The sequence below is a fragment of the Neobacillus cucumis genome (assembly GCF_023715505.1).
Genome location: NZ_JAMBOH010000033.1, coordinates 1 through 23293 on the forward strand (window position 1 = coordinate 1; position 23293 = coordinate 23293).

General features: G+C 37.7%; 21 protein-coding genes and 1 tRNA gene. 8 read left to right on the forward strand and 14 right to left on the reverse strand.

What is annotated here, in order from left to right:
* Window positions 1-133: 133 nt before the first annotated feature.
* The gene (locus tag M3226_RS26930; protein WP_251571954.1) at window positions 134-496 is read right to left on the reverse strand and encodes a group I truncated hemoglobin; all 363 of its coding nucleotides are present in this window, start codon (window positions 494-496) and stop codon (window positions 134-136) included.
* Window positions 497-642: 146 nt separating this feature from the next.
* On the opposite strand from M3226_RS26930, the gene M3226_RS26935 reads away from it, so the two are divergent.
* Window positions 643-1695 carry a DUF3231 family protein gene (locus tag M3226_RS26935; protein ID WP_251571956.1) on the forward strand — a complete coding sequence of 351 codons (1053 nt, stop codon included), beginning with the start codon at window positions 643-645 and terminating at the stop codon, window positions 1693-1695.
* Window positions 1696-1717: 22 nt separating this feature from the next.
* On the opposite strand, the gene M3226_RS26940 is transcribed toward M3226_RS26935, so the two are convergent.
* Window positions 1718-2617, reverse strand: a complete 900-nt coding sequence (locus M3226_RS26940) for a TIGR01777 family oxidoreductase (protein WP_251571958.1) — start codon at window positions 2615-2617, stop codon at window positions 1718-1720.
* A gap of 12 nt (window positions 2618-2629) precedes the next feature.
* Window positions 2630-3130, reverse strand: coding sequence for a hypothetical protein (locus M3226_RS26945; protein WP_251571960.1), 501 nt, complete (start codon window positions 3128-3130; stop codon window positions 2630-2632).
* Window positions 3131-3294: 164 nt separating this feature from the next.
* Here M3226_RS26945 and M3226_RS26950 point away from each other — a divergent pair, with 164 nt between their 5' ends.
* Window positions 3295-3447 (forward strand): hypothetical protein, encoded by a 153-nt coding sequence (locus M3226_RS26950; protein ID WP_251571963.1) that lies wholly within the window; start codon window positions 3295-3297, stop codon window positions 3445-3447.
* Between the two features lie 64 nt (window positions 3448-3511).
* Here the strand turns inward: M3226_RS26950 and M3226_RS26955 are convergent, their stop codons facing one another.
* On the reverse strand, window positions 3512-5668 hold the full coding sequence (locus M3226_RS26955) for a sensor domain-containing protein (protein WP_251571966.1): 2157 nt from the start codon (window positions 5666-5668) through the stop codon (window positions 3512-3514).
* Between the two features lie 222 nt (window positions 5669-5890).
* On the opposite strand from M3226_RS26955, the gene M3226_RS26960 reads away from it, so the two are divergent.
* Window positions 5891-5975, forward strand: a tRNA-OTHER gene (locus tag M3226_RS26960).
* Window positions 5976-6051: 76 nt separating this feature from the next.
* Here the strand turns inward: M3226_RS26960 and M3226_RS26965 are convergent.
* From M3226_RS26965 to M3226_RS26980, 4 genes are all read right to left on the reverse strand, one after another.
* Entirely contained in the window at window positions 6052-7134 is a 1083-nt protein-coding gene (locus M3226_RS26965) for an inorganic phosphate transporter (RefSeq protein ID WP_251571968.1), read from the reverse strand.
* Between the two features lie 454 nt (window positions 7135-7588).
* Window positions 7589-9151 carry an acyl-CoA synthetase gene (locus tag M3226_RS26970; protein WP_251571970.1) on the reverse strand — a complete coding sequence of 521 codons (1563 nt, stop codon included), beginning with the start codon at window positions 9149-9151 and terminating at the stop codon, window positions 7589-7591.
* 345 nt (window positions 9152-9496) lie between these two features.
* Window positions 9497-9790: a Dabb family protein gene (locus M3226_RS26975; RefSeq protein WP_251571971.1), complete on the reverse strand. Its 294-nt coding sequence runs from the start codon at window positions 9788-9790 to the stop codon at window positions 9497-9499.
* On the reverse strand, window positions 9787-11052 hold the full coding sequence (locus tag M3226_RS26980; protein ID WP_251571973.1) for a flavin-dependent oxidoreductase: 1266 nt from the start codon (window positions 11050-11052) through the stop codon (window positions 9787-9789). Before M3226_RS26980 ends, M3226_RS26975 begins: the two co-directional genes overlap by 4 nt.
* A 176-nt stretch (window positions 11053-11228) precedes the next feature.
* Here M3226_RS26980 and M3226_RS26985 point away from each other — a divergent pair, with 176 nt between their 5' ends.
* Window positions 11229-11711: a DUF2798 domain-containing protein gene (locus tag M3226_RS26985; RefSeq protein ID WP_251571975.1), complete on the forward strand. Its 483-nt coding sequence runs from the start codon at window positions 11229-11231 to the stop codon at window positions 11709-11711.
* A 421-nt stretch (window positions 11712-12132) separates the two neighbouring features.
* On the opposite strand, the gene M3226_RS26990 is transcribed toward M3226_RS26985, so the two are convergent.
* Both M3226_RS26990 and M3226_RS26995 read right to left on the reverse strand, forming a co-directional pair.
* Window positions 12133-12843, reverse strand: coding sequence for a DNA alkylation repair protein (locus M3226_RS26990; protein ID WP_251571977.1), 711 nt, complete (start codon window positions 12841-12843; stop codon window positions 12133-12135).
* A gap of 15 nt (window positions 12844-12858) precedes the next feature.
* Entirely contained in the window at window positions 12859-13014 is a 156-nt protein-coding gene (locus M3226_RS26995) for a hypothetical protein (protein WP_374110694.1), read from the reverse strand.
* A gap of 333 nt (window positions 13015-13347) precedes the next feature.
* Here M3226_RS26995 and M3226_RS27000 point away from each other — a divergent pair, with 333 nt between their 5' ends.
* The gene (locus M3226_RS27000; RefSeq protein WP_251571979.1) at window positions 13348-13791 is read left to right on the forward strand and encodes a GNAT family N-acetyltransferase; all 444 of its coding nucleotides are present in this window, start codon (window positions 13348-13350) and stop codon (window positions 13789-13791) included.
* 235 nt (window positions 13792-14026) lie between these two features.
* On the opposite strand, the gene M3226_RS27005 is transcribed toward M3226_RS27000, so the two are convergent.
* Window positions 14027-15421, reverse strand: coding sequence for an MATE family efflux transporter (locus tag M3226_RS27005; protein WP_251571981.1), 1395 nt, complete (start codon window positions 15419-15421; stop codon window positions 14027-14029).
* A 386-nt stretch (window positions 15422-15807) separates the two neighbouring features.
* Here M3226_RS27005 and M3226_RS27010 point away from each other — a divergent pair, with 386 nt between their 5' ends.
* Window positions 15808-16278, forward strand: a complete 471-nt coding sequence (locus tag M3226_RS27010; protein ID WP_144565205.1) for a divergent PAP2 family protein — start codon at window positions 15808-15810, stop codon at window positions 16276-16278.
* A 59-nt stretch (window positions 16279-16337) separates the two neighbouring features.
* Here M3226_RS27010 and M3226_RS27015 read toward each other — a convergent pair whose 3' ends face one another.
* On the reverse strand, window positions 16338-17333 hold the full coding sequence (locus M3226_RS27015; protein WP_251571983.1) for a hypothetical protein: 996 nt from the start codon (window positions 17331-17333) through the stop codon (window positions 16338-16340).
* A 535-nt stretch (window positions 17334-17868) separates the two neighbouring features.
* Here M3226_RS27015 and M3226_RS27020 point away from each other — a divergent pair.
* Together M3226_RS27020 and hemG are read left to right on the forward strand one after the other, a co-directional pair.
* The gene (locus tag M3226_RS27020) at window positions 17869-18294 is read left to right on the forward strand and encodes a YfmQ family protein (protein WP_251571986.1); all 426 of its coding nucleotides are present in this window, start codon (window positions 17869-17871) and stop codon (window positions 18292-18294) included.
* Window positions 18295-18469: 175 nt separating this feature from the next.
* Window positions 18470-19852 (forward strand): protoporphyrinogen oxidase, encoded by a 1383-nt coding sequence (hemG, locus tag M3226_RS27025; protein ID WP_251571988.1) that lies wholly within the window; start codon window positions 18470-18472, stop codon window positions 19850-19852.
* Between the two features lie 49 nt (window positions 19853-19901).
* On the opposite strand, the gene pdxR is transcribed toward hemG, so the two are convergent.
* Together pdxR and M3226_RS27035 are read right to left on the reverse strand one after the other, a co-directional pair.
* The gene (gene pdxR / locus M3226_RS27030; protein WP_251571989.1) at window positions 19902-21335 is read right to left on the reverse strand and encodes a MocR-like pyridoxine biosynthesis transcription factor PdxR; all 1434 of its coding nucleotides are present in this window, start codon (window positions 21333-21335) and stop codon (window positions 19902-19904) included.
* Between the two features lie 202 nt (window positions 21336-21537).
* Window positions 21538-23040: a malate:quinone oxidoreductase gene (locus M3226_RS27035; RefSeq protein WP_251571991.1), complete on the reverse strand. Its 1503-nt coding sequence runs from the start codon at window positions 23038-23040 to the stop codon at window positions 21538-21540.
* Window positions 23041-23293: the final 253 nt, after the last annotated feature.

Consider the following 23293-nt stretch of genomic DNA (forward strand, 5'->3'; position numbering starts at 1 on the left):
AAGAAAATTCACTGCCAACAACTAAGATAATAAAAGAATTAAAGCCCAAAAATAGAGAAAGGTGAATTTGAGGACGTTCAAATTCACCTTTCTTACTATTTGAAGCTAGTTATGTCCCAGCCTCTTTATAATCTTACTGGTAAATGATATCATCTCTTAAGGATGCTACTCTTGTTAAAGCTTGATCAATATCAGCTTCACTCACACCATAATGAGCAAGGGCCTTATGTAAATGGTTGACAATTGCATTAAAATGTTCTGGCTGCAAATTCATCCCTTGATGAGCTTTCGCCATGGATTGACCAGAATATTGTTTTGGACCACCGAGAGCAAAGCTGATAAATTTGGTTTGGTGACTCTTTTGTTTTTCCATATTGGTATGTTCAAAAAATTGATTAACAGTCTCATCCTTTAACACTAGTTCATTATAAAAATAGTCGACCACTTTTCCAATTGCCTCTTCCCCGCCAATCTTTTCATAAAGACTATCTTCCATGAATAATCACTCCTGTTCAGTAAAGTACAAAGCTATTTTCCTCAGAAAAATGGTTAATATACACACTTAACCCTAAACCTCTTCAATTGAATAAATTTCTATAGTTAGAAAAAGATAAGAAAAAATTAGTTAAGGGGTATTTTTAAATGCAAACCAATAAGGTCCTTAAACCGTTAAAATTAAGCCCAAATAAGCTAAAACCGGATGCAAAATTAACCGCACCAGAAATGGGAAAACTCTGGGCGACATATGTTGGCAATAGTATGTCATCCTGGATATTAAGGTACTTTCTTAAACATGTGGACGATGAGGATATTACATTATTACTGGAAAACGGCTTAAGTTTATCTGAGGATTTTATGCAGAGAATCGAGCAAATTCTTTCAAAAGAGAACTTTCCTGTTCCCATTGGTTTTACAAAAGATGATGTGAATCTTGGAGCTCCCCGCTTATTCCAAGATGAATTTTACGTTCACTATCTAAAGTATGTAGCAAAAGCAGGGTTAAGTTTATATAATGTGGCAATTCCTTTAGTGCTAAGAGAAGATATCAGAGACTTTTTTGTTTATTGTAATGTCTCTACGATTACTTTTCTCGGTCAGCTGAACGATGTTTTGATGATGAAAGGTCTTATCATCAAACCTCCAATGCTTCCCATACCCGAAAAAGTAGATTTTGTTAAAAAACAAAACTACTTAAAAGGATTTTTGGGAGAAGTTCGTCCACTCCACGCACTGGAAATCACACATCTTTACGATAACATTGAAAATAACACGACAAGTAAAGCCTTATTAATTGCATTTTGCCAGATTGCAAAAGATGAAGAGGTCAAACAATTTTTCATGCGCGGCCGTGAAATAACAGATCGATCCGTCAAGCAATATAGTGAAAAATTACAAAAGGATAATTTACCTTTTCCCACTCAGTTAGATCATTTAGTAACAGAATCTACCTTCTCACCATTTTCAGATAAATTAATGGTCTTTCACAAGGTGGATATGTTCTCGATGAAGATAAGGTCGTTTGGAAATTCAATAGCGGTAAATGGAAGAAGAGATATTGGGTCCATGTATATGCGCTCACTGGCAGAAATGTTGGTATACGTTGAGGATGGAGCAAATATATTGATTGAGAATGGCTGGATGGAGGAGCCCCCTAAAGCGGCGGATCGATCCGATTTAGCATCCAATAAATCTTAGTTATTGGATGCTATTACTATGATTATTTGACCAGTAAATCCTCTAAAGCGGGTTGGAGAGAAGGGTAGGAGAATTCAAAGCCTTCTCGTTTCAAAACTTCCGGAACAACATGCTGTCCTTCTAAGACAAGTGCACTCTTTTGCCCAAGTACCCATTTCATTACTAAGGTTGGTACCCGCAGCCAATGCGGGCGGTGTAATACGGATCCAATCGTTTCACCAAACTCCTTCATTCTAACTGGAGCAGGTGCTGTGACATTGACCGGACCATGTAATGGTTTTTCTAAAACAAAATGAATCGCCCGAATAACATCCATCACATGAACCCAAGAAACCCATTGCTCACCTGAACCAACGGTCCCTCCCGCAAACAATTTATATGGCATTACCATTAATGGAAGTGCCCCGCCTTCTTGGCCAAGCACGACTCCAAATCTCATTAAAACTGCCCGAATACCAGCTGCTCCAACTTGCCCCGCTAGCTTTTCCCAGTCATGAACCGTTCTACCTAAAAAATCATCGGCAATTTCTCTAGATTCTTCCGTATATACAGTATTTTGGGATGCTGGGTATACTCCGATGGCACTTGCATTGACAAGAACGCTGGGCCTTTTTTCCAATCTGTTGATAATCCGAATCAGTTCCTTTGTAGCCTTCATACGGCTCTCATATATTTGCTTTTGATGACTCATATTCCATCTTCCCTGATTGATCGAAACACCTGCTAAATTAATAAATGCATCTGCACTCCTTATTTCATCCTCAGGTGATGCCCCTTCGGTCAGCCAATTCACATAGGTAGCTTTTCTAGATGGTCTATGTGCCGTTCTTGTTAAAATAACTATTTCATGCCCTTTTTTTAAAAGGAAGTTGGTCAATTTTTGGCCGATAAATCCTGAACCGCCAGCGATAACAATTTTCATCTAGTCCCCCCATCATTCATCCACCTTTTTCCAATGATTATAAATGAATTCCTTAAACAATTGATTGATTCGCGCCTTTTTTTGTTTTTTCAACCATTCTACCTGATCAATCGGCAGTTTTAGTTTTAATTGAATATCTTCATCCGGCATCTCAACTTTTCTAATTTCTTCTAAAGTGATGCCTTCTTCGATATTCGGAAACCAAGGATCATTCTCATTCACCTGGTCCAAAAAATAATAGTCACCAGGGTCATCAAGCTCACTAAATAAATTCAACTGCGGCAAGCCCCCTGCTAAGACTTTTACATGCATAATCGAATGAAGCACTCTGCCATCTTCTAATTCTATTTCAATAATGAGATGATCTTCCTTTTTATATTTCTTTACGACAACCTCACTGACGATGAGGTCCAACTCTAAAGTGAATCCTGAACTTGCTGCAAAAACATAGATTGCACTTTTAAATACGTGGATGTTTTCCCCATCAATTTTTACTGATTTAACTACTGCCATAATGGTTCCCCCAAAAAGTTGTTTCTTCGTAAATAGTAATAAATATGTATTGGATTATCTATCATCATAACACCAAATGAGCTTTTTGAGGATGAAAAATGGTCTGGATAAATGTGAATAAGGGAGTAAAAACTAAATCATAACTAAAAAAGGAGTGTTTACTGATGGTAAACGAAAAAAATAATCAAAGTAATGATGACAATACAACGGGACAGCACAAAAAAACATTAGATGATATTAAAAAGAAAAGTCCGATGAATTGGGGTGTCATAGACTTTGCGGAAAGTGTTCAGCATCAAAATACTAGAAAGGATTAATTTTATACACCCAAAAGGAGAGTGGTCAAAAAAGCCCGCTCTCCTTTTCTATTAAGAAGTCTATTTAAATTTTAGAGATAATAAAGGTTTTATTGTTCACAAGCAGACCTTTTACTTCCTGGGGCTCAACAGGTTTGCTAATATAGTTCCCTTGAGCATAGTCGCAAGATCTATTAACAAGGAAATCATACTGTTCCCAATTTTCCACGCCTTCGGCAACGACATTAATTTTTAAACTATGGGCTAAGGAGATAACAGCGGAGGCAATCTTTGCATCTGCGTCGTCCCTCTCGATATTAGCCATAAAGGAGCGGTCAATCTTCAGTGTATCAATTGGGAAAAATTTCAAATAGCTAAGTGAAGAAAACCCGGTGCCAAAATCGTCAATCGATATCTTAATCCCTAGTTGTTTTAATTCTTGTAAAACAAGCACTGCTTCTTCCGGATTCTTCATGACAATTCCCTCTGTCACCTCCAATTCCAGCGAGTTAGGTGACAATCCTGTCTCTTTAAGAAGAGAGATGATGATTCCAACCAAGTTCTGTCTTTGAAATTGTTTTGGTGATAAATTAACACTAATTGTTAAATCGCCGAAGCCTGAATCCTGCCATTCTTTACACTGCCTACAGGCTTCCCGTAATACCCATTCACCAATTGGATTAATGAGGCCCGTTTCTTCGGCGATAGGGATAAAGGCATCTGGAAGAATAATTTGATCCAGTTTATTTTTCCATCGAATTAAAGCCTCCATCCCGTTTATTTCACCTGTATGTAAGTTTACTTTGGGCTGATAATAAAGGATAAATTCATTATCATCCAATGCTTTTCTTAACAAAATCTCTAGGTCCATCCGTTTATTAGCATGATGTTTCATATCAGGATGGTATAAACTATAGCAGTTTCTTCCGAGTTCCTTCGAACCATACATCGCGAGGTCAGCATTTTTAATAAGCGAATTAAGGTCTGTCCCATCTTTTGGATAAAAACTAATCCCCATGCTTGTTGAGATATTGAGCTTTTGTCCATTTATCAAGAAAGGGGCTGCCATCACTTCCATAATTCGATCGCATATCTCAGTTATTTCTTTCTCACTAGATAATTGCGGGATAAGAATGATAAATTCATCCCCGCCAAACCGGGCGAGTTTTACCTCTCTATGATCTGTCGCGGCGTGCAGCCTTTTTGAAACTTCCTTTAGCAGCAAATCGCCCGCTTCGTGCCCCAAGCTATCATTTACGACCTTGAAATAGTCTAAGTCCAGTAAAATAAAACCCAATATGCTAGAGTGTCCGTTCTTTTCGGTGATATGCTCCTCTAAAATGGACTGGATTGCCCATCGATTAGGCAGATTCGTTAAGGCATCATGAAAGGCCATATGTTTGATTTGTGCTTCAGTTCTTTTTTTATCACGAATATCTCGGCATAAAGCAAAATACATTTGATTTTCACCAATATGTATCAGGCGAATATTGATATCAACCGGAATTTGAGTATTGTCTTTCCCCGTCATTAAATCCTCGAAATTGCTGGAGGCCTTCTCTTTGGAATCAATTTTTAAATGTTTTATTTTTTCAGGAAGTTTGGAAAAAACCATTTCCGTACTCATTCTAAGTAGTTCTTCCTTGGAAAAGTTTAATACTTCACAAGCAGTTGGATTGACTTCCGTAAACATTCCATCTGTTCCAATTAAGAAAAAACTATCTGCTGCTTGCTCAGTTAAGCTTCTGAACTTCTCTTCACTTTCTTTTAAGCGATTTTCAGCTCTGACACGATCGGTTATCTCTAAAGCAAAACCCAGTAAAAAGTCCTCATCAGATTCATCAATGTGGATGATCGTTTTTCCAGAAAACATATGATGTTCCTCACCTTTGTATCCACTTGGAAATTCCCTGGTGATCAGCCGCCGCTTCTTCCAAACCTCAAGGTCATAAGCTCGATTAAGTTTGGCGATTTCAAGGGGAAAGTAATCAAAGATTGTTTTTCCAACGATTTTATCTAAACTTACCCCATTCGAAAGGCAAACTTCCTTGTTAGCATAGATGGTGCGCCCTTCTGGATCTTCTAAAAAGATATTAATGGGTAAAGCATCGAGTATACTAAGATATAAGGATTCATTTACGCGTATTTGCTTTGAAAGCTCATGGTTTTGCCGTTCAAGTTCCGCGACTTGTGAACGCAGTTTTTCTAATTCCATTGCTTGCTGATTAGACTGAAAGTTCATCTATACCCTCCTCCAAAAAGATACGATCTTGTATTTTTATTTAATGTAGTTGATTTTAGATTTGTAAAAATGATTACATATATTTCTATTATATAACATTATATAATAGTAATATTTGCTCACTTTTTTACTTTAAGAGCGATTTATGAATTTGAAAGAAAAAAATTGAAGTGCGAGCGTGGGTACTGTATAAAATATCTTATTAAGGGCATTTTATAAATAGGACTTGTAGCTCAATGATAGAGCAACTTGCAGTCATCTATGAAGACTGTAACGTATCTTGTGGGTTTGAATCCCACCAAGTCCTATTAAATGAAGAAGCTCCAGACATCATCATTCATTGGATGAAGTCTGGAGCTTTTTTTTCGTGTAATTGGAACCGATTATATCCCGCCACCCTCGTCATGAATCGTGCTGTTTTCTTTACGGATGTTGGCATATAGGCTTAATGTCCCTAAAGCAGCGATTAAAGTACTTAAGATCACAATGATATTGTAAAAATTAGTCTTGATCAATAGGTTAATCAATGTATAAGAAATTACCAATGACGCTAATGGTGAAATCAGCCATACCTTCAAAATCTTTCTAATTACTGCTTTTTGCCAAAAACCAATCCCATTTTGTGATGCCCCAATTCCTAAGATCCCACATGTGGTGACTTGAGTTAAAGGAATCGGCAGTCCAAAAATAGAGGCAATCGTAACTAATGCTCCACCTGTAAAAGAAACAGCACTACCCTCTAATAAGGATAGCTTTGTGATTTTCTTTCCATTGGTTTCGATCACCCTGCCCCCCAAAAGAATTGCACCTAATGCAACAAATAGTCCGCCGATCCAAATCCCTTTAGATGTAGAAAGCATTCCTGCTCCAACTAATGGTCCCACCGCATTGGCCACATTATTCATCCCTGCAGAAAAGGCTTCAAAGCAGCCCCCTAAGACAAGGATTCTTCCCAGCCATTTTTTCCATGTCCCTTGCTTTGTCAAACTTGGCCAGCGCTTTTCGGATTTGGCAATGATCTTCCCAAAAATAAATGTAATGATGAATGAAATAACTGGAACAATGACCCAAAATGCAATAATAACGATTAGACTATTAATGAATAAACTTTTAAACGCAATTCCGGCACCTACAATGGCACCAACAGTAACTTCGCTAGTCGATAATGGAATTCCCATTAGATTTGCTATAAACAATGTTAGGGTTGCCCCTGACAGAATAAGAACCACTAGTTCAATTGTAAGTATTTTTGAAGGAATGATTCCACTTCCAATCGTCTTTACGACCTCTCCGCCTCCAAGAACGGCACCTAAAAAAGCGGCGATGGCTACTAACACCATTGCAAGCCATTTATTCTTGATCGCATCTGCACCATAGGCCGACCCCATTGATGCGGCTGTTCCGCTAGCTCCAATGTTCATCGCGAAGAAGAATGCTATGATAAAAGCTAAATACGTCCAAAACATATCAATCTCTCCTTATGTATGTCTATCTATCTAGTAGAATAAATCTCGCAATGTTCCGAAACTTCAATTCATACTATTCAGGTAGGATTAATTTTATATTATACAATTCTTTTTTATATTAATCAACAACCAAATTACTTATGTCACAGAATTTTTTAAATATTTCTTATTAAAGCTCGTTTGATGTGAAGTGTTTTAAAAGTTGATAAGGGAACCGCGCAAGCGCTTGAACAGCCCCGACAAGCATAAGACGCTCAGGAAAAGAAGGCATTCTTTACCTTCATTCCCTGAGTGGCTGTAGACCATCGAGGGGCTAGGCGCTGGAGCTGGACGACGATAGTCCGTTTTTAATAGTTATCCACAAGCGAAAATTTTAAATTTCCTGTAATTTCCTTAACGACAAAAAATGCTATAACCCAATAAGGCTATAGCATCCTTTATCATATTTATAACTCTATTGCTGCGCTCTTAATGCCACACGGCGAATTTTTCCTGAATCGGTTTTAGGCAGTGCTTCCATATATTCAATAACACGTGGATACTTGTATGGAGCAGTTAAGTTTTTTACAAAGCTTTGCAATTCTTTTGTTAACTCAGGTGTACCGTCAATTCCATCTTTTAATACCACACAGGCTTTTACAACATTACCTCTAACAGGATCCGGGGATGCGACGACAGCGCACTCTTTTACCGTTTTATGTTTCATTAATGCATCTTCCACTTCAAAAGGTCCAATCGTATAACCGGAGCTGATGATGACATCATCTTTTCTTCCTTGGAACCAATAATAGTTTTCCTCATCTTTATATGCCCTATCTCCTGTTAGAAAATATTCACCAAGATAGGATGCTGCAGTGGATTCTGGATTTTTGTAATAGTGTTGAAAAAGGGCAGGGAAATCCTTTTTAATCGCAATGGTCCCAACTTCCTTTACAGGAGCAGGCTGGCCTTCTTCGTTAACAACTTCAATATAATTTGGCATTAATGGCTGGCCCATTGAACCTAATTTACTCTCATCAATATTTAAATTAGCTATCAATAAAGTGCTTTCGGTCTGGCCATACCCGTCACGGATAAGGATGTTAAATTCATTTTTAAAAACGTCAATGACTTCACGGTTCAGTGCCTCACCAGCGGAAACAGCAGTATGTAAAGCTGCTAAATCGAAAGTTGAAAGATCATCTAATTTTGCCATCATCCGATATTCGGTAGGTGTACAACATAATACATTGACCTTATTGTCCTGAAGAAGCTGTAAATATTTATGAGGTTGGAATCTGCCATTATAGACAAAGCCTGTTGCACCGGAACCTAAAATTGATAAAAACGGACTCCAAACCCATTTTTGCCAGCCTGGTGCAGCTGTTGCCCAAACAAGATCTTCTGCACTAATATTCAGCCATTTTGAGGCAGCAATTCGTACATGTGCATAACCCCATCCATGACTGTGAACAACACCTTTTGGCTGCCCGGTTGTTCCAGATGTATAGGCCAGGAAGGCTACATCTTCTTTCAAGGTATCGGCATCGGTAAAGGTTTCTGATTCATCCTCAGTTAGTGATTCCATAGAAAGCCAGTTAGGTACTTCCTCACCGAAGGCAATCTTAAATTGAAGGAATGGTGTTTCCTCTGTTATATTTTCAAATTCTTTAACCAAATTATAATAAGAAATAACAGCTTTTGCCTCTGAGTGATTCAAGCGATATAATAAATCCTTTGCCCGCAGCAATTCAGAAGATGGACTTATGACAATCCCTGCTTTTAAACAAGCTAAATAAATCACATAGGACTCAATTAAACGAGTCGTCATGACAACTACACGATCGCCTTTCTCTAGTCCTAATTTCGTTAATCCATTTGCCAGCTTATTTGCTTTCTTATTAAGTTCATCATATGTAATTGTTTGAGTATCACCGGATTCATTTACCCATTTCAGAGCAATTTTATCGGATACATGCTTTGAGATTTCACTTGCTAAATTAAAGTGTTCTGGTGCAATTAATGATTTTAAATCCACGGTTGTCAATCTCCAATCAGTTAAATTAAAACACACATATGGTTAATTAAAATTTTGTGCATTTTGAGAATTAGTACCTAGTAATAGTACAAGCCTTTAAAAATTATATACATACTATAATACCACTTTGAATTTGAATGTAAATTATTTAACATCGAAGTTCACCTAATCGTAGGATGTATTAACTAGATAATTGCTATTCCCCTTAAACAAATGGTGCCTGTCACCATTTATAATCTCGGCATAAAAAAAATAGGAGAAAATCAGTGCGATTTACTGATTTCCCCTATTACTAAAAAGCAAAAACGTTTTACAGTGTCAAAGTGCTTATTCAAAAAAATATAACTAGATTTCAAAATCGACAATAATACTATCTTCCAAGCCAATCTCCCTCAAGTAGCTAAAAACTTCTTGATGTGCTGGATGCGGCCCATAGTTTGCTAAGGAAGTTTTGTCCTCAAAGCGGACCGTCAAGCCCATTTCATAACCCTGACTACGGTTTGAAAAATTGGCCCCCTGCTGAATGTCTATAATCCCAGGGATCACATTTTTTAATAATAACGTCCGGCGAATTAATTCGTCTTTTTGTTTTTCAGTCGTTTTTGCTAAAAACTTTAGTAAGACAATATGCTCAATCATGATGTGACTCCTAGTTTCTGATTCAACTTCTCCTTATCAAAACCGGCGATTTGCTTGTATCGATTAGAAATTTCCTCCAGTTCCTGATAGGAAACCACATCTTCTAAATCGGTAAAACCATTAGGGGCACGTTCTTCGACAATTTGCATCACCACTTCTGGACCATTCTTCCGATTTAACAGAACAATATTTGCAGTTGGTTCTAACCTAGACTCTTCATAAACCTTCAATGCTAGCTCAGCATCACGATATTCCAAAATTGCTTCTCCCAAAGCATCAGCATCAAGTATCGCTTGTGAAGCACCATTCGATCCAATTGGATACATTGGGTGTGCCGCATCACCTAATAAGGTTACCCGCCCAAAGGTCCATTGTGGCAGGGGATCACGGTCAACCATTGGGAATTCATATACAGCATCTGTAGTTTCAATCAGCTTTGGAACATTCAGCCAGCCAAAATCCCAAGAAGCAAAGGCTGGTGCAAAAATCTCCTTATCGATTTTCCGATTCCAATCTGCCCTTGAAGGCATTTCATCACCGACCGCTAGTTCCGCAATCCAGTTAACAAGCGATTTACCTTTCGCAGCGGTATCAGGGCAAACGGGATAGGCGACAAATTTTTGATCCTGGTAGCCTGCCATAATCATCGATCTTCCTGAAAGGAAAGGTGTAGATTCTGTAATACCACGCCATAATATACGGCCGCTAAATTTAGGTAATCCTTCATCCGGATAATAAAATTTTCTCACAACGGAATGAATACCATCCGCAGCGATCATGATGTCTGCATGGTGAGTCCCAAGACTCTCGCCCGTTTTTCGGTTTTCAAACTGGGCTACCACTATTTCACCAAAGGTTTGGAAAGATTTCAAATGGTGTCCAGTAAACACCGACTTCTCCCCAAGTTCTTTTTTGACCGCTTCTAATAGCAGCATTTGCAGCCTTCCGCGATGGATGGAATATTGCGCCCAGTGGTACCCCGCTTCAACTCCCCGCGGCTCCCGCCAAATATTTTGACCGAATTTGTTAACATAAATAAGTTCGGCTGTAGGCAAGCCAATCTTTTCTAGTTCACTCGCTAAACCTAGTTCGGTTAAAACTCTTACTGCATGTGGTAAAAGATTAATCCCAACACCTAGAGCTTTAATCGTTTCCACGCTTTCAAAGACACGCACTGACACGCCAATGCGGTGAAGTTTCAGGGCGGTCACTAGCCCGCCAATACCACCGCCAACTATCATGGCTGATTTGATATTAGTCATACAAATCTCTCCTTGTTCTACAAAACTAGCTGATTATTCTTAATTATTACATAAATAATAAATTTATCAATAATAAAAATTCGAGATTCGAAGCAATGTTCACAAAATTTTCACTTACGAGAAAATAAACGCTTCCGCTATAATACGTAAGATAAAATGGAAAGGATGATCGTGTATTGCCATCAACTAGGAAAGAAAGTATTTTATTTGGTACAATAATGTTTTTTGGAATGGTTTTAGTGATGACGATTTATAATTTATTTTTAAATGGATTGTTTGGTGAACTCCCATTAGGTGAAATGGTTGTCGAAGGGATCATTGGGTTTATCATTGCCTTGTTGTTAGATCTATTTATTGTAGGTCCAGTAGCTAAAAAAGTGGCCTTCATACTTCCTTATGACAAATCTAAAAAATTCAATGTGATTTTAGTAATCTCATTTAGCATGGTAGTAGGAATGGTTCTGTTTATGTCCCTATATGGATTAGCAACTGCCTATCTGGAAAACGAACTAAGCTCAAGCGTTATTTCAGACTACTTATCCATAGTAGTTAAGAATTTTATAGTTGCTTTCCCTCTACAATTTTTAATTATGGGACCAGTTGTTCGGTATTTATTCATTAATTTTGTAAAGGGTAAGAAACCTATGAAAGTTGCATAGCAAAATGTGCAACAATAAATATAAAAGGCCTAATTCCTCTTATATTTGAGAAATTAGGCACTTTTTCTGTACTCCATTAAAACAACGACTTTACTTTTTTCCCTTCGGGGGTTATGAACCCTTCTTATCCTTCGAACGACTCTTCTTTTCTCTTCTTCGGGGGTTATGAACCCCTCTTATCCTTCGAACGACTTTACTTTTTTCTCCTTCGGGGGTTATGAACCCCTCTTATCCTTCGAACGACTCTTCTTTTCTCTTCTTCGGGGGTTATGAACCCCTCTTATCCTTCGAACGACTTTACTTTTTTCTCCTTCGGGGGTTATGAATTCCTATTGAATAGCCACTAATCCTTACTTGTCAGCAACCTTCGATTGATGGATGAAGTTCTCGTTTCAGTTAATTTAGTTACACTATTAATGTGCTAACACCTGACATATTTTCGTTTGAAACCCAGCCTCCCTCCTCTATCTATTTCCTTTTGAATATTTTCGGAAGCAAGTAGAATACTGCTTTTTTTCTTGTCCCTCCTGATTTCGACTGGACCAACTGCCCTTGCGGTTTCAACCGCCTTATCATGGAGCGGCAAATAGGAAATCCCAACCGTGTAAATAAAATTATTCATAGCGGATTTTGTTCGATCAGGAGAATTATGTATCGTGTTTTCTACCTGATCAAGCATACCGGAAATCTTGTTTGCACTAAATTCACTGTCAGGACGATTCCCCAAAAGCCAGCAGTAACAGCTCCAGCCAGCCGACATTCTAAGTTCTTCACCGCTAGAGATCCATTTATCAGCAACACCTTGGGCTATATCGGTTTCAGCCAAAGTTACTGCAACCACAAAATCGGACAGCATATAAAAATACGCCGCATCCATCCAACGCTCAAAATCAGCCTCAGTCATTGTCTTTGGGTCTGCAATGATGCCGGCAAAATACATGGCATCGTAGTTCCCAGTGGCATAAAGCTGCTCGGCTAAAGGCTGATTTTTCTTGATTTTCTTTGCAAGCGGCTTCATTGCGCCTGTTGCTACCCCAAAAAGCGGCTCGTGTGCACCATTACGTAAGTAAGTCTTCTTTATTCGTTCCTTGCCGAGCGCTTCCAGTTCTTGCATAACCATTTCGAAATCCATCGTTTTGCACTTCCTTTATAACATATCCATTTCATTGTAACCAAATATATCAAACAAGGCATTAACATAATGTAACTGTTCTTTTGTTAGCTCTTTTTCTTTAAATTCTATTTTGCTTATAGAATCTAATGCCCTAGCTGTCAGCCCAATTCCAACTAAATTTCCCTTCAAATTTAACTCCATAATGCATATTTTTTATTGTATTTGCAATAAAATTGTTATAAATTAGACTGTGTTAAAGTTTATTTTTGATTTTGTAACGATGTTGATTGGAGAGGAAGGCGCGTAGACTCCTGCGGGAGTACGGAACAGGGGAGACCCCGCAGGCGCTGTGGCGCCGAGGAGGCTCCCCTGACCGCCCGCGGAAAGCGAAGCGACCGGAGCGGAAATCAACATCCAAGATTAACACAGCCATAAATTAAAAGTAAACTGATTTTGTTGCAATTACAATAAAATTATCACACTAATTCTTACTGAACAATTAAATCTAAAGGACTGACAAAAATGAATGCAAAAAGAATTAGCTTTGATGAAGATTTAAGGGCAGCCTTTCTGATACGAAAAGAAGTATTTGTGGAGGAACAAGGAGTACCACTAGAAGATGAATTTGATCAATTCGATATACTGAATGGATTTTGCGAACACATATTAGTCCATTACAATGAACAACCGGTAGGAACGGGAAGGATTAGGTTTGTTGATGGCTCAGGTAAATTGGAAAGAATTTGCATCCTGGAACCTTATCGTAAATTTGGTCTTGGCAAAATAATTATAAAAGCTTTAGAAGAAATTGCTGAAGAACGCGGAGCATCTAAGGTTAAATTGCATGGACAAACACAGGCAGAGGGCTTCTATAAAAAACTTGGCTATCGGACTTCATCTAATATATTTATGGAAGATGGAATCCCACATATATTAATGCAAAAAGAATTATCTAACAAATTATGATAAAGACGTTAGTAAAGTGAATATTGCCAGCTAATTTTGGCAATATTCCCAAATTGTAGAGCACTTATTTCATAATTAAATATGATGTCAAGTGTAACTCCAAAACCCTTGGTAAATATAGAAAATGACGTGTTCCAATTCACACGTCATGTCCTATACCATTAAAAAAAATGCAAAAGATTACGGAACCCTTAACCAAAATTCAGGAGTCTTTTTCAAAAATATTCCCCTACCGTCACACGAGCTTATGCGCATACCACTTCTTCCCTTTAAATCGCCAAACAAAGATCAGTGTCCGCATCCCCCATTCAATATTCATCGCCACCCAAACACCGATGATTCCATAACCAAAAGCAATCCCCAATAAATATCCTAGGACGACCCTCAATAGCCACATCGATAGCAAGGATGCAATCGATGTAAAGGTGGAATCCCCTGCTGCCCTTAAAGCTGAGGGCATAATGAAGCTTGCTGGCCATAACAATGGATGACCGACTGCAGAGATTAAAATCAGCATAAAAATGGTTGGGACAATCTCAGCCGGGGGACTGAACAGTTTGACTAATAATGGAAACAAAGGTAGTAACACGGCATCCGCCAGCACAAACAGAATCGTGCCAAGTCCAATCATGGACATAATAAATTTCCTTGCATCCTGGACGTTCCTTCTTCCAATACATTGTCCCACAACTGTTACAATGGCAATACTTAATGAATTGGGTCCTATTTGAAATAGCAAGGCAATCGAATTCCCAATGGCATAAGACGTCAAAGCAAGGGTTCCTAATTGCACAATAAATGTTTGAGTTAACAGCTTACCACCATTGAAAAATAACTGTTCCGCCGCGAATGGAAGCCCTATAAACATTACCTTCTTTAAAATAGCAATATCAATATGTACCGCATTCTTCAACTTAAATCGGATCGTATCGTTGTATTTAATGATATAGATTAAAGAAGCCACTACACCTAGTAATCTTGCAAAAATAGTGGAAATCACAAGCCCTTCTACGCCCATATCAAAAATGGTAATGAGTAAAACATTGAGAATGGTATTGGTTAAATTCATTAATAAGGATAAATTCAAGCATGGTTTGGTCTCGCCGACTCCTCTTAATGCCCCCGTTACAGCTTGGAATATGGCAATAAGCGGATAAGAGAGACAACTGCCGATTAAATAAATTCGGGCATTATGAAAAACATCTGCATCTGCTTTACCAAATAAAAGGTTTAATGTTGGTGTATGAAAACTAATTACCAGTGCACTAAGAACAACTGAAAATAAAGTAACGGCTGTTATAGCTTGTGTCGCTGTTTTGGACACCATCTCCGCATTTCCACTGCCCTTATATTGGGCAACCATTACGGTACCACCTGTTGCGACCGCAATAAAGACGTTCACTAGGAAGATATTCAATGAATCTACCATACTAACAGCACTAACTGCAGCAACCCCTGCCGAGCTAATCATAGCTGTATTTAACAGACTCATAATGATCAAGAATGCCTGGTCAACAAAAATCGGCATGATGATCGCAAATAATTTTTTGTAATCAATCGATTCCCCAGTAAAATACTTATCCAACAAAAAAACAGTTCTAGGTTTTATTCTCACTGCGAGTTTATTCATACGCTACACTTCTTTTCGTTTAATATGTATTCAATCATAATAGTCAAATTAATATGGACTATTATAGCACTAATTATGGAAGAGATAAGGGATTTTTTTGTTATTGTATTTTTTAATATTTATATTTGTAAACTAAAAACAAATCCAAAGAATGAAACACTGCTCTTATCTATATGAATTCCTTCAGATAATTATTATCTGATTTCAAATGGCAAAACACCATGAACAAAAGTCATATTTTTCAAAAAAAATACCACCTCTTGTTTTAAATGGTCTATATTAATAAAATGAAGGGTAATAAAATAGTGGATACATAAGCTCACTTCTCTATATGGATGTAAAAAGGGCTTGTAATAAATTTAATAAGAGGATAAGGAGGATCATCTATGTTTTTATCCTGTCCCATTTTGGCTGCACTTTTAGGGATGCTGATTGCGCAATTTGTAAAAATACCGATCCATTTTATCTCAACAAGGGAGTGGAAATGGAATTTGATGTTTAGCACCGGCGGAATGCCGAGCTCCCATACATCTACCATAATCTCCTTAACGACAGCGATTGGATTAATTGCTGGCTTCAAATCAAATGAATTTGCGATTTGTGTTGTTGTGTCTGCGATTGTTATGCATGATGCGACTGGTGTTCGCAGACATGCAGGCTACCATGCGGAAATTTTAAACACGCTTTTAGTTGATTTCAATAAACTAATCGAGGCATTAAAGAACCCGAACATAAAAATGCCCGAGTCTCGAGAGAAGTTAAAAGAATTATTAGGTCACCAGCCAATAGAGGTTTTTGGTGGAGCCATAACAGGCATCATCATTGGTATGGTTACCTATTATCTATATCCGTTCTAAATCTAAACACAAAACAATCCACCGTAATTCAACGGTGGATTGCTTTAGTAAATAATGATTTAAGCGAATCGATAATAAATTAATAAAAAAGTCGCAAGGACAAAAATAAAATTCAAGAAAACAAAGATAAACTGATCTATTTTTGTTTTGTGCATTTTAATTGGCGGGTTGTAGAATGATACACCTTCAATGATGAAGATTAATAACACAATATGAATCATAAAATGACCAATCACTTCAGTCATACCAAATAACATGGTGGTAGAGATAAAAATACCTGTTACAACAAATCCTAATACTCTATTTAAAATACCCACCACTAATAAATAACCTACGACAAATTCTATAAACGCAGCCATGACTACAAATAAATCTGGTGCAAAACCAAACGTAGGTACATGATGGTGAATAACAATATCTAAGGCCATATCTGGGTAAACCCATTTTTCAACCGCTACCCAGCTAAGCGATAAACCAGTTCCTAAATATAAGAACGGAAAACCTACTTTTTCCAGCTTAGTATTTCCTACTAATAAGACACCAATGATGGCAACATAGAAGCCGTAGTCTAACATATAGAAAATACCATGGTGAATGGTTACATAAATAAATAATCCTAATAATAAAGTTGCACCCATTTTGGTCGAGATATGGTGTGGGATTAATAAAAATCCAATCGTAATCCATGTTAAGATCACAGCCACAGTGTTATGAATATGAATCTCAGGAGCAAATAATGTTCCATTGACCATCTGGATGATCAGCGCTATAGCTGTTCCATATTTTAGGATATAGCGGGAATACTTTCTTAAACTAGAGAGACGGTCTTCCCACTTTTTCATCGGTCCCCAGTCAGCCATTTTCGGAATAATTAGCGTCAATGAAGCTAACACAACCGCTGCCACTATGGCTAAAAATATAAACGCCGGTGATACGATATGTTCAATTGACTCCTTATGCGGCTCAACATTCGTGAACCATTTCACATGAGCTTCGGCAAAAAAAGGAGTCATAATAAGGCCTAACATTAATAAAATCTGAAATATTTTTTTCATCAGTAAATCCCCCTTGGTAACATAAACAATATGAATATAATGTTAATATACATGATAAAATAGTCCCGTAACCGGATCATTTTTGAACATTATGTGAATAAATTCACATAAAATGAAATCAGGAATCTGAATAACATATTCAACCGTAAAAAAAAGAGATTGTCCATCCAACCTCTAAACAAAAAACTTTAAAGTGGATGGTATTATTTTAGGTTAATTGGATGGTTATTTAAGGGTGGTGTTTTGTTATTATTAATATAAACTATATTGATTTAATAAATTTACTGTATCGAGGTGTATCATGAATATAATGCTTGCTTTGGTTACGCTTATTTTAATTTTCGCTGTAGTTTCTACTATACTATTAACTGGGAAGTCAGATGAAAACTACAGCAGTTCCACAAAAAGAAATACGATGAACCTGACTTTAATATATGTTGTCATCATTTTTCTAGCATTAATTTCACTAGGAATCTACATTTGGTTAACCTAGTGAATAATAATTTAATATGATGTTAAACGGAGATGATTAGATATGACATGGACAATTATTTCAATAATCCTCATTAGTCTATTAAAAATATTAATTACCTGCCTCCCAACCGGTCCAGTAGAATGGTTAATCAGGAAATTCGAAACCCATTCAAAACTTGGTGACAAGAATATCACCTTGAGCATTGACGGAAGACGTCTCGAAGGTGAAGACAAAACGAAGGTGATTAATGACTTTAACGAAGCAATATTTCTAAAGAAACACTATATATTTCCAGGCACCGAGGAATTATATTTAAATCCTGAAAACAGTGACAGTCCTATTGTGATTGAAACTAAAAGAGGCAATAAAGAGGTGAAGTTATTTGTGTACCGATACAAAGATCACGTTGATGTAGTAAAACAGTTTAAAAAGAAATTGGTTGCATATAGTCTTATGTCTGAGAGTCTTCAAAAGTTCTCTATGTAATCGAAAGCCCAAAGATGGTAAACGGTTCAATATCTATCAGAAGAAAAAAGGCTCAGTTCAGTTTACTGAGCCTTTTCTTATACTTTCATGCTTTTTATTATCTATATGATTTCAACTTCCATGGTATGGTACACTAGAAGGTACAAAGTATCAGATTACATAAGAGGTGGCAAGCGTGAAAACAGTTGTAGTGATTGGCGGCGGTATTACAGGATTATCTGCCATGTATGAGTTACAAAAATGGAAGTATTCCAATGGAATAGATATCAGGCTGGTTCTGGCAGAAGCATCCAATCAACTCGGAGGGAAAATTCGAACCCTAGCACAAGATGATTTTATCATGGAAGCCGGAGCGGATTCGATTGTTGCCCGTAAAATGGAAGAAATGACATTATTTGAAGAACTTGGTCTAGGAAAGGAAGTCGTTTACAATGCGACTGGCCGTTCCTTTATCTACACAGATGGTGAATTGAAACTGATTCCTGAGGATTCTGTCTTCGGAATCCCTGCAAGCATTGAATCGTTGGCGAAAAGTACACTCGTGTCTGCAGAGGGAAAAGTGGCCGCACTGCAGGATTTTTATACACAAAATGAGACGTTCACCAAACATGATTCCATCGGTTCCTTTCTTGAGTATTTTCTTGGAACAGAATTGGTGGAAAAGCAAATTGCCCCTGTCCTTTCCGGCGTCTATTCAGGGAAACTTAGTGACTTAACACTGGCATCAACCCTACCATATTTGATCGATTATAAGGAGCAATACGGAAGCATCATAAAAGGGCTCGAAGCGAATAAACAGAAATTCAAAGGCAGAGATAAAAAGTTTCTTTCCTTTCAAAATGGCTTAGGCTCTGTGATTGACGCGTTGGAAGAAAAGCTTGATGAAACTGAAATCTTAAAAAATACAAAAGTGATTAAAATTGAAAAAAACAACAGTGGATATCAAGTGTTTCTTAACAATCAGGAAATCATCGAAGCAGATTTCGTAGTACTTAGTATTCCGAATACAGCTGCCGAAAATCTAATCGATGATCCGGACCTTAAAAACGAATTTTCAAGATTCAAAAACAGTTCACTAATTAGTGTTTATGTGGGCTTTGATGTGCCTGACAGCATCCTTCCCGCAGATGGAACGGGGTTTATCACGGCGGGTACGGATGAATTGTCCTGCAACGCCTGTACATGGACAAGCCGGAAATGGGAGCATACCTCAAAATCTGGCAACTTGCTTGTTAGACTCTTTTATAAGAATAGCCATCCTTCCTACGCTTTGTTAGAGAAAATGGATAAAGAGGAACTGCTTGAGATTGCACTTGGCGATATTTATAAAAGTCTTGGGATTAGTGCCACCCCAGTTGCAAGTGAGGTCACGAAATGGGCCGATCAAATGCCCAATTATTTAATTTCTCATCCTAAAAGTGTAGAGACGCTTGAAAGCAAAATGGAAGCCGATTATCCAGGAATCATCCTGGCTGGTTGTTCCTATTATGGAGTCGGTATCCCAGACTGTATCCAAAACGGGATAGATTCAGCAAGGAAAATCACTCAAACTTTATAATAGAAAAGGATAGCTGCCTGTTACAGCTATCCTTTTCTTATTTAACCTTTTATTTAACAGAAAGCAGGGCATCGGCAAATCTTTTGATTCCTTCATGAATATTTCCTTCATTCTCCCTAGAAAAGGTAAATCGGACAAATCCCTTCTCTGAGCCCATTGTGGAACCCGGGACAAAAATCACGCCTCTTTTAATGGACTCTTCTAATAATTGAATTTCATTCACCGCTTTTTTTATCCTGCACCAGATATGAATGCCTCCATTTGGAATCGTAAATTCAACCTCTTCCTTTAAAAAGGACTGAAGACTAACAACAATTTGATTTCTTCTGCTTTCTAACTGTTTAGCCAAACCCTTGATATGTGATGTAAAATCACATGATTCTAAAAAGTCATTTGCAACCCATTGACTATAACTGGCATGTCCAAAATCAACTTGCTGCTTTGCATCAGATAACCTTTCAATCACCGCTCTTGGTCCTATAATCCAGCCTATCCTTAATCCGGAAGCCACTATTTTTGTTAATGAGCTAATATATAAAACATTCCCATTATGATCTAGTGATTTAAGCGTCTTCATCTTTTCTCCACTAAAAGATGTTAAACTGTACGGATCGTCTTCCACTAGAGGAATGCCATATTCAGATGATATTTCAAGTACCTTTTTCCGCTTGTCCAAGTCCAATAGAGTACCAGTAGGATTTTGAAAAATGGGACTCAAAAAAATCATTTTAATTCTATGTTTTTTATATAAAGCGGTAATTTCCTCAGGGTTTATTCCGTCATTATCCACTTTTAAAAAATAAGGTTTAATTCCAGCAGATTTAAAAACTGGCAGATTGTAATGATAGGAAGGATTTTCAATCGCCACTGAATCTCCTGGTTTTAACAAACATTGAACGACAAGATGCAATGCCTGCTGTGCCCCTGACGTAACTAAGATTGATGATGGGTCCGTTTCTATTTCGCGATACTGTTTAACATGTTTGGTAAGTGTATCCCGGAGAATCGCATTTCCCTGCGGATGGTCATACCCTAACGATCCAATAAAAGACCTATTCGATGTAATTTCTCTAAGCGAGGTCAATGGAAATAAATCCTGAGACAATTCCCCACTGGCTAGATTGATGAGTTTATGTTCTGCCATTTCTTTATGGATTCTTTGTGTTACAGGAAGATTTGGTAAAAACGAACCGGCCTCAATATACCGGTTCCAACTTGGAATCCGTTTCTTAGTTATTCCCCAGATGTCTTTACTGACGGTGGTTCCACTGCCCCTATTTCGATTAATGAGTCCATTTGATTCCAGCTCATCATAGGCAGCTATTATCGTACTTCTGTTGATTCCAAGTTCTTTCGCCAAGCCTCTTTCCGAAGGCAAAGGTTTATCAGGCGGAAAAGTCCCATCGGCAATTCCGTTCTCGATAAATATAGCAAGCTGTTTATAAATCGGTGTCTTTGATTTTCGATCAGGTTTCCAATCCATTTGTTACTTCCTTTAATTTAATTAACTCTCTCTATTTTATCATTCTGCTAATTTTAAAAAAAGAACCTTTAATCCAAAGCTAGATCAAGGTTCTGTGTTTTGTTTCCATTCATATTCAATTATTACTCAATTCCTTAAAAAATATTTTGAACTTGTTTTCCCAACTAATACCACTAATACCCTGGTTTCGCATCCATCAAATTTAATTAAAGACCAGCTCTTTTTCGCGAAGGCCAAGCGTCTGTGCTGTTGAAGCATGAATTTCCTTCAGAAGTTCTGGGTTTTCCATTAGTGACACACCAAAAGAAGGAATCATTTCTTTAATTTTCGGTTCCCACTCCTTCATATTCTGCGGGAAGCATTTTTTGAATACCTCAAGCATAACATGAACGGCGGTAGAAGCACCTGGAGATGCGCCAAGTAAGGCTGCAATTGAACCATCAGCTGCAGTAATTACTTCCGTACCAAATTGAAGAGTTCCTCTTCCGCCCGCTTCAGTATCCTTGATCACTTGCACACGTTGGCCCGCTACTACTAAATCCCATTCCTCACTCTTAGCGTTAGGGATAAACTCACGTAACTCTTCCATGCGCTGTTCTTTCGATAACCTCACTTGCTCAATTAAGTATTTAGTCAATGACATATTTTTTGCGCCTGCTGCCAACATCGTGACAAGATTATCCGGTTTTACGGAAGTTATTAAATCTAACATAGAACCATTTTTTAAGAACTTAGGTGAGAAGCCGGCAAATGGTCCAAATAGCAACGATTTTTTATTGTCGATAAATCTTGTGTCAAGATGTGGAACAGACATTGGCGGAGCACCAACCTTAGCTTTGCCATATACTTTTGCATGATGCTGCTCTACTACATCCGGATTATTACATACCATAAATAGACCGCTTACAGGAAATCCACCAATATGTTTTCCTTCAGGAATACCAGATTTTTGTAGTAAATGCAAGCTTCCTCCTCCGCCTCCGATGAAGACGAATTTTGCAGTATGGCGTTCGACCGTACCACTATCGAGATTCCGTACTTTTACTTCCCACGAGCCATCGCTTTTTCGTTTGATATCCTCAACACTATGCTTGAAGTTTAGCTCGACGTTTTTACTCTTTAAGTGGTCAAACAACATGCGCGTTAAAGCACCAAAGTTGACATCCGTTCCAGAGTCGATTTTTGTTGCCGCTATTGGTTCATTCCATTTGCGGCCTTCCATGATAAGTGGAATCCATTCCATCAATTTTTCCGCGTCATCGGAAAATTCCATCCCTTGAAAGAGTGGGTTGTTTGACAATGCTTCAAAACGCTTCTTTAAAAAAGTTATATTTTGTTCCCCTTGTACTAAACTCATATGAGGTAATGGCATGATGAAATCCTGTGGATGATCTATCAGCTTGCTGTTTACAAGATAAGACCAAAACTGCATTGAAAGCTGAAACTGTTCATTAATTGTTATCGCTTTACTAATATCTACAGATCCATCTGGTTTTTCGACTGTGTAGTTAAGCTCGCACAGTGCGGCATGTCCCGTCCCCGCATTATTCCATTCGTTAGAACTTTCCTCACCTGCGCTACTTAGCTTCTCAAACACTGTAATTTCCCATTCCGGAACTAATTCCTTCAAGAGTGTCCCTAACGTCGCACTCATGATTCCGGCACCAATTAAAATGACGTCTGTTTTAGTTTCACTGTTGTTCATTTTTACCAACCTTTTCCCCTAAAATTTGCAGAATAGATGTAGGTCTCACACAAACATAGGGATGACCTAATCAAACACCATTCTGTCTCAATAATAAATCTATTACAATTATTTATAAAATTAAAATATCTACTATTATATTATAATTATAAATTGTATTAAAATATAGTAAAAAGTAATAATTCCCTCCACAAGTCGTAGGAACACACAAATATCAAGGCCTTAACTTAGCTTCTTGGTATGGATTTAAACT